The sequence below is a fragment of the Streptomyces sp. NPDC048473 genome, assembly GCF_043200155.1.
Classification (GTDB): Bacteria; Actinomycetota; Actinomycetes; order Streptomycetales; family Streptomycetaceae; genus Streptomyces.
The window spans coordinates 381,558-393,824 of record NZ_JBICXE010000001.1; the positions used below are offsets into that span (position 1 = coordinate 381,558).

A 12,267-nucleotide genomic window follows, 5' to 3' on the forward strand; every position below is an offset into this window, starting at 1 on the left:
TCCCCGTGTTCACTCGCCGGGCTTGAAGGACACCGGCAGCCGGGCTGACTCGCTGCCGGACGGTGGGGTCTGGAGGGTCTTGAGTGCGAACTCCATGACCTTCTTGTAGATCGGTCCGCAGATCTGGCCGCCGAAGTAGCTGCCCTTGGTGGGGTTCTGAATCGCGCAGTAGACGGTGATCTGCGGGTTGTCGGCGGGTGCGAAGCCCGCGAAGGACGCGGTGTAGCCGTGGTAGCCGCCGCGTACCGGATCGACTCGGTTGGCCGTACCGGTCTTGCCTGCCACCCGGTAGCCGGGGATCTTGGCCTTCGTTCCGGTGCCCTCCTCGTCACCGACCACCGACTCCAGCATGGCGGCGAGCGACTTGGCGGTCTTCTCGCTGACCACCCGGGTCTGTCCGGGAGTGGCGGCGGCCTTGAAGTGGCCGTCGGGGCCCTTGGTGCCGCGTACCAGCGTGGGCGCGACGCGGACCCCGCCATTGGCGATCGTCGAGTAGATGGAGGCGGCCTGCATGGCGTTGAGCGAGAGGCCCTGGCCGAACGGGATCGTGTACTGCTGCGAGGTCGACCAGTCCTCGGGCTTGGCGAGGATGCCGGGGGTCTCGCCCGGGTAGTCGAGACCGGTCGGCGAGCCGATCCCGAATTTGCGCAGGTAGGAGTAGAGGACCTTGTTGGCCGCGGCCTGGGTCTTGCCGAGCTCTCCGGCGGCCAGGATCGTGCCGATGTTGCTCGACTTGGCGAGTACGCCGTTGAGCGTCAGGGACCAGGTGGGGTGGTCGATGTCGTCCTTGAAGAGCCGGTCGCCGCGGTGCAGCCGGTTGGGGACGGTGACATGGGTGCCGGGGGTGGCGACCCCCTCCTCCAACACGGCGGCCATGGACATGACCTTGCTGGTGGAGCCGGGCTCGTACACGTCCTGGACCGCCGCGTTGCCCAGCGACGCCGCGTCGGCCCGCGAGAGGTCGTTGGGGTCGAAGCCGGGAGCGTTGGCCATGGCGAGGACCTCGCCGGTCCTGGTGTTCTGCACGACCACATAGCCGCGGTCCGCCTTGGACTTCTTCACCTGGTCGGTGATGGCCTGCTGGGCGGCCCACTGGATGTCGCGGTCGATGGTCAGCTCGATGTCGGAACCGGCGACGGCCGGGACCTCCTTGGTGCCCGCGGTGGGCACCCGGCGGCCGCCGGACTGGGCGTACTTGATCTTGCCGTCCTCGCCGGCGAGCTCATTGTCCAGCTGCGATTCGAGGCCGCCCGCGCCCTTGCCTTCGGTGTTGACATAGCCGAGTATCCCGGCGGCGAGCCCTCCGTTGGGGTAGACCCGCTTGGTCGTCGACTCCTGGAAGACCCCGGCCAGCACATTGGCTCCGGCGCCGCCGGCCGCCTTGTCCTTCGCGGCCTTCTCGGCGAAGACGGACTTGAGGTCCTTGATCTGATTCCAGACCTGCGGGGTCTGGCGGCGGGCCAGGACGGTGTAGCGGCTCTTCTTGGACAGCTTCTCGGTCAGCTCGGCAGCGTCGGCGCCGAGGATCGGGGCGAGGAGCGCCGCCGCCTGCCGGGGCGCGTCGGGGGCCTTGCTGATTTCCGGCGTGAACATCGACGGGTCGGCGGTGATGTCGTACGCGTCGACGCTGGTGGCCAGTGCGATACCGCTGCGGTCGGTGATCTCACCGCGCTCGGCGGAGATCGTGTAGCTGAGGTAGCGGTTCTCCTTGGCCTTGGCCGCGTACGCGTTGGCGTCGACGGCCTGGACCTGGAGGAGCCGGACGACGAACGTCAGCATGACGAGCGTCAGGGCGAGGCTGACCAGGCGGAGCCGGGGGCGCGGGCTGCCGAGACGCAGGGGGCGCGCGGGCCGGTTGCGGGGCGCGCGGGCGCGCGGTGCCGGGGACGACGGGCGGCGGGCGGCGGGCCGGGGGCGCCCCTGGCCGCCTGCGGCGCTGCGGGGGCGCGCGGGGCCGGGGACCCGGCGGCGCGGTGGTTCCTTGGGAGGCACTGCGTCACCTGCCGGGGCTCGTCGAGGGCTGGTCTGCCGGGGTACGCGGCCCGGCGGGCGGGGCCGCGGAGGTGCTGGACTTCACTGCGGCGCCCGAAGGGGTGGCCGATGCCGGGCGAGAGGGCGAGCCGGCGGCCGGGGCGGACGGTGCGGTCGCGGGGGGCGCCTCGGGGGTGCTGGGCTTCTGCGGCGGCGCTGCGGGGGTCGGCTCGGCGCTGGTCTCGGCGGGTACGCCGCGGACCTTGCCGTCCGGGTCGAGGAAGGCGGGGCTGCCGCCGGGCACCATGCCCAGCTCGCGGGCGCGGCGCTCCAGGGCGTCCGGCTCGGAGTAGCTGTCGACGTCGCGCTGGAGGGCCTGTTGCTCGTCCGTGAGCTCGGTGGTCCGCTTCTTCAGCTCGCTCAGCCTGAACGATCCTTCGTTGAGGGCCGAGTTGAGCACCAGGAGCGTGATGAGACCGCCACCGAGGAGGAGCACGACCAGCAGGACGAAGGGGGTACGGGCCGCATTGCTGGGCCCGGACGGCATCAGCCGGGCGAGCCGCGCTGCCCGCCCTTTCAACTGCCCGGCCGCTTTGCTCACCGCGCCGCCCCGGGCGTCGCCGGTGTCCGGGTTCCCGGACGCCGGACGCTCATCGCTCCTCCTCGCGGATCCGCTGGGCGCCGCGCAGCCGGGCGGGGGCGGCGCGCCGGTTCTCGGCGACCTCCTCCTCCGTGGGCAGCTCCGCGCCGCGGGTCAGCAGCTTCAGCCGGGGCTGATAGCGCTCGGGCACGACCGGCAGTCCGGGCGGCGCCGTGGTGGCGGCGCCCGCCGCGAAGACCTGCTTGACCAGCCGGTCCTCCAGCGAGTGGTACGAGAGGACGGCGATGCGGCCGCCGACCGCGAGGCTCTGCACGGCGGCCGGAATGGCCCGCTCCAGGACGGTGAGCTCGCCGTTGACCTCGATGCGCAGCGCCTGGAAGGTGCGCTTGGCAGGGTTGCCGCCGGTGCGCTTGGCGGCCTGCGGCAGCGAGTCACGGATCAGCTCGACGAGCCGGGCGCTGTTGCTGAACGGCTCCTTCTCGCGCTCGCGCACGATCGCGGAGACGATCCGCTTGGCCTGCTTCTCCTCGCCGTACGCCCGCAGGATCCGTACCAGTTCGCCCGGCGGATACGTGTTGAGCACCTCGGCGGCGCCGATGCCGGTCGTCTGGTCCATGCGCATGTCCAGCGGGGCATCCTGGGCGTACGCGAATCCACGCTCGGCCTCGTCCAGCTGCATGGAGGAGACTCCGAGGTCGAACAGGACGCCTTGGACCTTGGGGATGCCGAGCCTGGCGAGCACCTCGGGCAGTTCGTCGTAGACCGCGTGCACCAGCGTGGCCCGGTCCCCGTACGGGGCGAGCCGCTCGCCGGAGAGCCGCAGCGCCTCCTTGTCCCGGTCCAGCGCGATCAGCCGCGCGGAGGGGAAGGCGGAGAGCAGCGCCTCGCTGTGTCCGCCGAGGCCGAGGGTGCAGTCGACGACCACGGGCTGCGGCGGGCCGGGCGCCTCCAGAGCCGGGGCCAACAGGTCCAGGCACCGCTGGAGCATCACCGGGACGTGTCGGGTCTGGCTCATGTGCCCTCTCAGGCTCAGGTCCCGTGCGGCTGCACGTACGGCCTGGTCCCCGCCCGCTCAGAAGGGGAGGTCGGCCGGCGCCGGGGAAGGGGCGTCGGTCGACCGGCGAGCGGGAGAGGGCCGGACCGTACGTACGCCGCGCACACGGGGGAAATCTACGGAATGTGCAGGGTGTCGGTAACTTCCCGTCACTTTAGTCCACCCTGCCATTCGATCGATTCCCGATCAATCAACCGGGCAGCGCGTCGCCCTGCCCGCTGTTCACCCGGTCGAATGAACGGCTGTGAGGCTTGTGGGTTACCTCACAACAAGCCTCGTTGACGTTCTTTGTCCCTTCTCACAGCACGACGGGACCAGGGGTGAGAGCTAACGTCATATCCATGTCGACTTCCGCGCACTCCCCCCTTGAGCCTTCCGCGCCCGCCGCCGACCAGGCCCGCACCGGGGGCACGGTCACCGACCGTCTTGTCGAGGCGAACATCCGGTATGCCGCCGAATTCGACGACCCGGGCATGGACGCCAAGCCGGTGCTGCGCGTCGCCGTGGTCGCCTGCATGGACGCCCGGCTCGACCTGCACGACGCACTCGGTCTGGCGCTCGGCGACTGCCACACCATCCGCAACGCGGGCGGCGTGGTCACCGATGACGTGATCCGTTCGCTGACCATCAGCCAGCGGGCTCTCGGCACCCGCAGCGTCATACTCATTCATCACACGAATTGCGGCCTGGAATCGATCACCGAGGAATTCCGCCAAGAGCTGGAGGTGGAGGTCGGCCAGCGTCCGGTCTGGGCCGTCGAGGCGTACAAGGACGCCGACCAGGACGTACGGCAGTCGATGCAGCGTGTGCGCACCTCGCCGTTCCTGCTGCACACCGACGACGTCCGTGGCTTCGTCTTCGATGTGACCAGCGGCTTGCTGCGCGAGATCCTTCCCGTCTCCTGACCGCCCGCATGCTGTTCGTCGGGAACCGATAACCCCACCGACCCCGACATATCGCCCCCACTTATCCACAGGCGAGTGACACGAAGCGGTAACGGCAACAAGAATGCGCATGTGGCATCTCGCCGGACGTTTCCGGAGGGGTGTCCGTGTTTCGGGGTGGGCCGGGCCGCTGCATGCGCGCCGGCCCGTGAATGGGGTATCCCCTGCTCCTGGTGAGCGTGGGGCAGGGCCGAGGAGGGCCGGGTGACGACCTATGACGATCGAGCGAGCCTCACAGATCTGACCACGACTGCGGAGCGGGTGCGCAGGTCGGTGGAGAGCGTGATCGAGGGCAAGCCTGAGGTCGTACGGCTTTCGCTGACCGTGCTGCTGGCCGAGGGGCATCTCCTCATCGAGGATGTCCCCGGGGTCGGCAAGACGATGCTGGCCAAGGCGCTGGCGCGGTCCATCGACTGCTCGGTGCGACGCATTCAGTTCACACCGGACCTGCTGCCTTCGGACATCACCGGTGTGTCCATCTTCGACCAGCAGCGGCGCGACTTCGAATTCAAACCGGGCGCGATCTTCGCCCAGATCGTGATCGGCGACGAGATCAACCGGGCCTCGCCGAAGACCCAGTCGGCGCTGCTGGAGTCGATGGAGGAGCGCCAGGTCACCATCGACGGGCACACATACGAGCTGCCCGACCCGTTCATGGTGGTGGCCACCCAGAACCCGGTGGAGATGGAGGGCACCTATCCGCTGCCCGAAGCCCAGCGCGACCGGTTCATGGCCCGGGTGTCGATCGGCTATCCGAGTGCGGACGCCGAACTGCAGATGCTCGATGTGCACGGCGGGACCTCCCCGCTCGACGATCTGCAGCCGGTGGCGCACGCGCACGACATAGTGAAGCTGATCGACGCGGTACGGACGGTCCATGTGGCCGACGCCGTGCGGCGGTACGCGGTGGAGCTCGTCGGGGCCACCCGCAGCCATCCCGATCTCCGGCTCGGCGCCTCGCCGCGAGCCACCCTGCATCTGCTGCGCGCCGCGAAGGCCTCCGCGGCGCTGAGCGGCCGGGACTACTGCCTGCCGGACGATGTGCAGGCGCTGGCGGTCGCGGTGCTCGCGCACCGGCTGCTGCCGACGGCGCAGGCCCAGCTGAACCGTCGTACCGCCGAGCAGGTCGTGCTGGAGATCCTCCAGCAGACACCGGTACCCACCGCCGGCGGCGGCACCGCCGCCGCCCAGGTGCAGCCCCAGCACCAGCCGGGCCGTCCGGCGTACGGCCGGCAGCAGCCCGGCGTACGGCGGGTGTGATGACCGCCGGGGGGCCGGCCGCGATGGACGACGGCGACGACAAGGGCGGTCTGCGGGCCGCTCTGAGCGGGCTGACCACGCGTGGGCGGTCCTTCCTCGCGGCCGGTATCGCCGCGGCGATCTGCGCGTATGTGCTGGGGCAGGCGGATCTGCTGCGGGTCGGGCTGCTGCTCGCCGCGCTGCCGCTGGTCTGTGTGGTGGTGCTCGTCCGCACCCGTTACCGGGTCACGGGCACCCGGCGGCTCTCGCCGTCCCGGGTTCCCGCGGGCACGGAGGCGCGGGTCCATCTGCGGATGGAGAACGTCTCGCGGCTGCCGACCGGGCTGCTGATGCTGCAGGACCGGGTGCCCTATGTGCTCGGGCCGCGGCCCCGGTTCGTGCTGGACCGGGTGGAGGCGGGCGGCCGTCGCGAGGTCTCCTACCGGGTGCGGTCGGATCTGCGCGGGCGCTATCCCCTGGGGCCGCTGCAGCTGCGGCTGAGCGATCCGTTCGGGATGTGCGAGCTGACCCGTTCATTCAGCGCGTACGACACCCTCGTCGTCATTCCGCGGACCGAGCGGCTTCCACCGGTACGGCTGGCGGGCGAGGCCTCGGGGTACGGCGAGGGACGGCAGCGTTCGCTGGCGCTGGCCGGTGACGACGACGTCATTCCGCGCGGCTACCGGCACGGCGACGATCTGCGCCGGGTCCACTGGCGCTCCACCGCCCGCTACGGCGAGCTGATGGTGCGCCGCGAGGAGCAGCCGCAGCGGGCCAGGTGCACGGTGCTGCTGGACACCCGGCGGACCGCCTATCAGGGGACGGGGCCCGACTCCGCCTTCGAGTGGGCGGTGTCCGGGGCGGCATCCACGCTGGTGCACATGCTGGAGCGCGGCTTCGCGGTCCGGCTGCTGACCGACGACGGGAACGCGGTTCCGGGCGAGGGCGAGGGCGGCTTCGCCGGATCGACGCAGGAGTCCGCCGACTCCGCGGGTCTGATGATGGACACCCTGGCAGTGGTCGACCACTCCGACGGAGGCGGTCTGTCGCGCGCGTACGACGTGCTGCGCGGCGGCAACGAAGGGCTGCTGATCGCGTTCTTCGGTGATCTGGACGAGGAACAGGCGGCGGTGGCGGCCCGGATGCGGCAGCGCAGTGGCGGCGCCGTCGCGTTCGTACTGGACAGCACAGCCTGGGTGCAGGGCGCCGCCCCGCCCGCGGGGGCGGACACCGCGTTCGAGCGGCGGCTGCGGCTGCTGCGCGAATCGGGCTGGACGGCGGTGGCGGTGGCGCCGGGGACCGGTCTCGCCCGGTACTGGCAGCAGGCGGGGCACCAGGGCATGGCGACGCAGTCTGCTGCCGTCGGCGGCACCACAGGTGGCACGACAGGTTTCTCCGGGGGATGGTCATGAGCGGTCGTGGTCGGCTGACGCTGTGCGCCTTTGCGGCGACGCTGATGGCGGCGGGCTCGATGCTGCCGCTGGTCGAACCGGCCGGATGGATCCTGCAGGCCGCGTTTTTGCTGGCGGTCCAGAGCGGGATGGGCGCGCTCGCCCGCCGGGTGCCCATGCCCCGGATGCTGATCGTCGCGGCGCAGACGCTGGTCACGCTGGTTCTGCTGACGGTGGTGTTCGCCAGGGCTCAGGCGCTGGCCGGTGTCCTGCCGGGTCCGGAGGCCGTCCAGCGGCTCGCGGATCTGCTGACGTCGGGCGCCGAGGATGTCGGGAGGTACGCCACTCCGGCGCCCGTGACGGACGGCATCCGGCTGATGCTGATCGGCGGTGTGCTGCTGGTCGGCCTGGTCGTGGACGCCCTCGCTGTGACGTTCCGCAGCGCGGCCCCGGCCGGCCTGCCTCTCCTCGCGCTGTACTCGGTCGCCGCGGGCCTTTCCGAGGGCGGAGCGGACTGGCTCTGGTTCCTGCTCGCGGCCGGTGGCTATCTGCTGCTTCTGCTGGCCGAGGGCCGGGACCGGCTCTCCCAGTGGGGGCGGGTCTTCAGCGGCGCGGCCGGATCCCCGGGCGGTCCGGCGATCTCCGACGGCCGCCCGACGGCACCGGTCCGCACCGGACGCCGCATCGGTGCGCTGGCACTGGGGATCTCACTGGTCGTACCGGCGGCGCTGCCCGCGCTCGACAGCGGTCTGCTGGCCGGTACGGGCGGCACCAACGGCAAGGGGAACGGCGGCGGCACCATCTCCGCGGTCAACCCCCTGGTCTCGCTGCAGAACAATCTGAACCAGCCGGAAAACCGGGAGGTGATGTCCTACCGCACCAATACCGGTGACCCACAGGGCTTCTATCTGCGGATCCTGGCCCTGGACCAGTTCAACGGGAACGAGTGGCGGCCCTCCACGCGCCGTCTGAAGGATGTACCGAAGCGGCTCCCGGCCCCGGAGGGTCTCGGCCCGGACGTCATGGTCACGGAGATCAGTACGAACATCTCCGCATCCCGCTCCTACCAGCAGACCTATCTGCCGCTCCCCTACCCCGCGACCGAGGTCAGGATCGACGGACGCTGGCGCTACGAGCCGATGGGGCGGACGCTCGTCGGTGACCGCGGGGAGACGACCCGCGGTGCGCAGTACCAGGTCTCCAGTCTGATGGTCCAGCCGACCGCCGATCAGCTCGCCGCGGCAGGCGCCCCGCCGTCCGCTCTGCAGCGCGAGTACACCCGTGTTCCCGGTTCCCTGCCGAAGGTGGTCAGGCAGACCGCGGACAAGGTGACGAAGGGCGCCGCCAACAACTACGAGCGGGCGGTGAAGCTGCAGAACTTCTTCGCCTCGGACGGCGGCTTCACCTACGACACCTCGGTGAACTCGGGCACCGGGAGCGCGGCGATCGGCCGGTTCCTTAAGGACAAGCGGGGCTTTTGCGTCCACTTCTCCTTCACCATGGCCGCAATGGCGCGGACGCTGGGCATTCCGGCCCGGGTCGCGGTGGGCTTCACTCCCGGTACCGCGCAGTCGAACGGTTCGGTGTCGGTGGGGCTGCGTGATGCGCATGCCTGGCCCGAGCTGTATTTCGAGGGCATCGGGTGGACCCGGTTCGAGCCGACCCCGACGCGGGGCACCGCCCCGTCCTACACCCAGCCGGACGCCCCGGCCGGCGGCACGTCCGACCCGGCCCAGCCGGAGAAGGGCGCTTCGGCCGCTCCGACAGTCGCGCCGTCCGTCTCGGACGGCTGCCCGGCCCAGATGCGCAAGCAGGGCGAGTGCGGCAGCTCGGTGGCCCCGGGGGTGGTGGCTCCGACGGATTCCGGAACGCCTGCAGGCACCGTTCTCGGTCTGGTCCTGGGCGCCGTGGTCATCCTGTTGCTGCCGTTGCTGCCACTGCTCTGGCGGCTTCGGGCGCGCAAGCGCAGGCTGAGTTTCTCCGCCGGGCGTACGCCGGCGGATGCGACAGCCAGAACGTTGGCGGCCTGGCGGGAGATCATCGACACGGCGTGGGACCACGGCATCGAGCCGGACGACTCCCGGACTCCGCGCAAGACGGCGGCCCGGGTGGTGCGGCTGGGGCAGCTCGACCCTGATGAGGCCGCCGCGATGCACCGGGTGGCGGGAGCGGTGGAGCAGGTGCTCTACGCCCCGGAGCCCCGGTCGGTTACCGGGCTCGCCGAGGACGTGGAGGCGGTACGGGCCGGGCTGCGGGCGTCGGCCGGCCGGTTCGCCCGCATCCGCGCAGTCGCGGCCCCACGCTCGGCCGTTCGGGTGATCTGGGCGGCCTCGGATCGCTGGGCGGCGTTCACCGGCGGGTGGGCGGCGCGGTGGGACCGGAGCCGGGTCCGGTGGACGGGTTGGCTGCGGCGGCCGTCCCGCCAGCAGGGGTGACGAGGGGGGCCTGCGGCCCGCCTCCGCCGCGCCAGCAGGGGTGGCGGGCCGCAGGCCCCCCTCGGGGCGGCCCGGCCTGCGGCCGCCTCCGCCGCGCCAGCAGGGGTGACAGGGGGCCTGGCCTGCGGCCGGCCCGCCTCTGGCCTCGATTGCCGGACGGGCTGGTAGGCGCCCCCGGCCGGCCCGGCAGCCTTTGGCAGCGGACGGGCTTGAAGCTTCCTGGGGCCCGCCCGGCAGTCCCTTGCCCTGAATAGCCGGACAGTTTTGGACCCTCCTCGGGCCTGCCCCGGATGAAGGTGCCCCCTCAATCGCCGGGCAGGCTCGAAAATCGAGCCTGCCCGGCGATTGAGGGCAGCGACCCGGTGGCCGGCCCCGGGCACACGTGAGGGGCGGCCGCATTTCTGCGGCCGCCCCTCACCCAAGATTTGTCCGAGACCCTATTGGCCCTGCTCGTCACGGCGGCGCTGCCACCGCTGCTCGATCCGATTCATCACGGTCCGGCGTTGCCTGGGCTGGCGGCGCTCGCCGCCCTCTCCGGCTGCCTGTCGCTCGCCCGGCTTGGGCGCTTTGCGCCAACCAGTGACCGCAAGGACCGCACAGCCGAGCATGACGAGGAATCCCACCACGCTGATCCAGATCTGCTGGGCGACCATTCCGGCCATGAGGAGCGCGATACCCACCAGGAAGCCTGCGACCGCCTGGTAGACCCGTCGCCGGGTGTACGTACGCAGCCCGCTTCCCTCGAGCGCTGTCGCGAACTTGGGATCTTCGGCGTACAGCGCTCGCTCCATTTGCTCGAGCATTCGCTGCTCGTGCTCCGAGAGCGGCACGGAGTCCTCCTCGTCGTCGGCCGCGGGGGGCGGCCGGTATGCGGCCCTTCCAGGATAGGCAGGGAATCGCCCCCGTGAAACCCGCCCTCTTTGCCAATCAGCCAGTCCGGGCCGCCACGACGGCTCAGCTGCTGAGGCGTTGATTCCCCAACCTCCGATCCGTCATGCCGGATGGTGTCCCCCGATCATACGGGGCGAAGCCCCCGATCGGGGGTCCTGGGGCGTACTCCATCTGCGGCTGCGTCCCTGATCAGCCGCGCTACAGCTCAGCTACCACCGGTCCGCGGCCGCGCTCAGGCGCGCTTCGTGCCCAGAACGTGCAGCTGCGTCGCGACCGAGTGGAAGGCGGGCAGTTCGGCCGCGGCCGCCTCCAGCTTGAGCAGGGCCTCCATGGCACCGGGTTCGGTGTCCACCAGGACGCCCGGTACGAGGTCGGCGAAAACCCGTACGCCGTGGACCGCGCCGACCTCGACGTCCGCCGCGGAGACCAGCTCGGTGAGCTGCTCCGCGGTGTAGCGCCGGGGCACCGGGTCCCCGTCGCCCCAGCGGCCCGCCGGGTCGCTGAGCGCCTGCCGGGCCTCGGTGAAGTGACCGGCGAGCGCCCGGGCCAGGACCGCGCCGCCGAGCCCGGCGGCGAGCAGGCTGAGCGCACCGGACGGACGGAGCGCCTCGACCGCGTTGCGCACACCCTCGGCGGGGTCGTCCACGTACTCCAGGACTCCGTGGCACAGCACCGCGTCGTAACCACCGCGCTCGACCACCTCGAACAGGCCGTGAATGTCGCCCTGGACCCCGCGGACGCGGTCGACGACCCCGGCCTCGGCGGCTCGGCGCTCCAGGGCGAAGAGCGCGTTGGGGCTGGGGTCGACGACGGTGACCCGGTGGCCGAGACGGGCGACCGGCACCGCGAAGTTGCCGGTGCCGCCACCGGTGTCCAGGACATCCAGGGCGTCCCTGCCGGTCGCCTTGACCTGGCGGTCGAGGGCGTCCTTCAGGACCTCCCAGACCACGGCGGTACGGAGGGAGGCGCGGGGGCGCAGCTGGTCCGACACGGCAGATGACTCCTCGGCACGGTGCCGCCACTGACGGCGGAGCGTGAACAGTGCAGGTGGTACAGGTGCTGTCCACCCTATTGCCTCGCGCCCCCGTCACCGTCATCCCGCCTCGGGCCGCTCCTTCCGGGCCTGCGGGAGCACCGGCTGAAGCACCAGCAGCCGCTCGACCAGGCGCAGGAACATCGCCGCGTCGCGCAGCAGATCGTCGGCGTCACGCCGGCTGGCCGCGCCCGGTATACCGGCTTCCGCGCGGGCCCTGCGACGGGCGCCGGAGGCGAACAGCGCGCTCCATTCGGTCAGCTCGGGGGCTATTTCCGGGAGGACCTCCCAGGCGCTGCGGATCCGCTCCCGGCGCCGCCTGGAGGTCTCGGGGCGGCCCCGCACGGCGAGCACGGCGGCAGCGGTGCGCAGCGCGGCGAGGTGGGCGGTGGCATACCGCTCGTTCGGCACATCGAGAACGGCGGCCTCGTCGAGGCCGGTGCGGGCCTGGGCGAGCAGATCGAGGGCGGCGGGCGGCGCCGTGGTGCGGCGCAGAACGGGATGGACATCGTTTGCCGGACCGGTCAGTGAGGGGGCAGGGCCGTCTGCGCGGCGCCGGGGTGCGGCTGCTGCGGACGAGTTGGCCATGACGAAACCTCCTGTCTCGTGTAACGGCTCCGTGGCCGTATGTATCCATCGTGAGGGGCACCACTGACAATCGACCCCGCCCACCCCCTGACCTGCCCTTTTGCTTCGATCGCAAGTTCG

At 71.5% G+C, this 12,267-nt stretch carries 10 protein-coding genes; 4 read left to right on the forward strand and 6 right to left on the reverse strand.

The window, feature by feature from the left end; all coding sequences use genetic code 11:
• Positions 1 to 9: 9 nt before the first annotated feature.
• Genes ACGFU7_RS01790 through rsmH form a run of 3 tightly spaced genes read right to left on the reverse strand, consistent with a single transcriptional unit; the run spans position 10 to position 3,587 of the window.
• A complete protein-coding gene (locus ACGFU7_RS01790) occupies positions 10 to 1,992 on the reverse strand; it encodes a penicillin-binding transpeptidase domain-containing protein (protein ID WP_393691253.1) in 1,983 nt (660 codons plus the stop codon).
• 4 nt (positions 1,993 to 1,996) lie between these two features.
• Positions 1,997 to 2,572: a septum formation initiator family protein gene (locus ACGFU7_RS01795; protein WP_393691255.1), complete on the reverse strand. Its 576-nt coding sequence runs from the start codon at positions 2,570 to 2,572 to the stop codon at positions 1,997 to 1,999.
• A 49-nt stretch (positions 2,573 to 2,621) separates the two neighbouring features.
• Complete coding sequence (gene rsmH, locus ACGFU7_RS01800; protein WP_393691257.1) at positions 2,622 to 3,587, reverse strand: 16S rRNA (cytosine(1402)-N(4))-methyltransferase RsmH; 966 nt, start codon at positions 3,585 to 3,587, stop codon at positions 2,622 to 2,624.
• Between the two features lie 380 nt (positions 3,588 to 3,967).
• Between rsmH and ACGFU7_RS01805 the strand changes: the two genes are divergently transcribed.
• The 4 genes from ACGFU7_RS01805 (at position 3,968) to ACGFU7_RS01820 (ending at position 9,635) form a co-directional block, all read left to right on the forward strand.
• Positions 3,968 to 4,531, forward strand: a complete 564-nt coding sequence (locus tag ACGFU7_RS01805) for a beta-class carbonic anhydrase (protein WP_393691259.1) — start codon at positions 3,968 to 3,970, stop codon at positions 4,529 to 4,531.
• 243 nt (positions 4,532 to 4,774) lie between these two features.
• Positions 4,775 to 5,830, forward strand: a complete 1,056-nt coding sequence (locus ACGFU7_RS01810; protein ID WP_393691260.1) for an AAA family ATPase — start codon at positions 4,775 to 4,777, stop codon at positions 5,828 to 5,830.
• Positions 5,830 to 7,221: a DUF58 domain-containing protein gene (locus ACGFU7_RS01815; protein ID WP_393691262.1), complete on the forward strand. Its 1,392-nt coding sequence runs from the start codon at positions 5,830 to 5,832 to the stop codon at positions 7,219 to 7,221. The genes ACGFU7_RS01810 and ACGFU7_RS01815 overlap by 1 nt, the downstream gene beginning before the upstream one ends.
• Entirely contained in the window at positions 7,218 to 9,635 is a 2,418-nt protein-coding gene (locus ACGFU7_RS01820; RefSeq protein WP_393691264.1) for a DUF3488 and DUF4129 domain-containing transglutaminase family protein, read from the forward strand. The genes ACGFU7_RS01815 and ACGFU7_RS01820 overlap by 4 nt, the downstream gene beginning before the upstream one ends.
• A 437-nt stretch (positions 9,636 to 10,072) precedes the next feature.
• Here the strand turns inward: ACGFU7_RS01820 and ACGFU7_RS01825 are convergent, their stop codons facing one another.
• The 3 genes from ACGFU7_RS01825 to ACGFU7_RS01835 form a co-directional block, all read right to left on the reverse strand.
• Positions 10,073 to 10,465: a DUF3040 domain-containing protein gene (locus ACGFU7_RS01825; RefSeq protein ID WP_393691266.1), complete on the reverse strand. Its 393-nt coding sequence runs from the start codon at positions 10,463 to 10,465 to the stop codon at positions 10,073 to 10,075.
• Positions 10,466 to 10,758: 293 nt separating this feature from the next.
• The gene (locus ACGFU7_RS01830) at positions 10,759 to 11,517 is read right to left on the reverse strand and encodes a class I SAM-dependent methyltransferase (RefSeq protein WP_393691268.1); all 759 of its coding nucleotides are present in this window, start codon (positions 11,515 to 11,517) and stop codon (positions 10,759 to 10,761) included.
• Positions 11,518 to 11,619: 102 nt separating this feature from the next.
• Positions 11,620 to 12,147: an SAV_6107 family HEPN domain-containing protein gene (locus ACGFU7_RS01835; RefSeq protein ID WP_393691270.1), complete on the reverse strand. Its 528-nt coding sequence runs from the start codon at positions 12,145 to 12,147 to the stop codon at positions 11,620 to 11,622.
• Positions 12,148 to 12,267: the final 120 nt, after the last annotated feature.

Bases quoted from the DNA above. Each gene is read 5' to 3' on its own strand.
- rsmH (WP_393691257.1), bottom strand. From the start codon at position 3,587: ATGAGCCAGACCCGACACGTCCCGGTGATGCTCCAGCGGTGCCTGGAC.
- ACGFU7_RS01805 (WP_393691259.1), top strand. From the start codon at position 3,968: ATGTCGACTTCCGCGCACTCCCCCCTTGAGCCTTCCGCGCCCGCCGCC.
- ACGFU7_RS01815 (WP_393691262.1), top strand. From the start codon at position 5,830: ATGACCGCCGGGGGGCCGGCCGCGATGGACGACGGCGACGACAAGGGC.
- ACGFU7_RS01820 (WP_393691264.1), top strand. From the start codon at position 7,218: ATGAGCGGTCGTGGTCGGCTGACGCTGTGCGCCTTTGCGGCGACGCTG.
- ACGFU7_RS01835 (WP_393691270.1), bottom strand. From the start codon at position 12,147: ATGGCCAACTCGTCCGCAGCAGCCGCACCCCGGCGCCGCGCAGACGGC.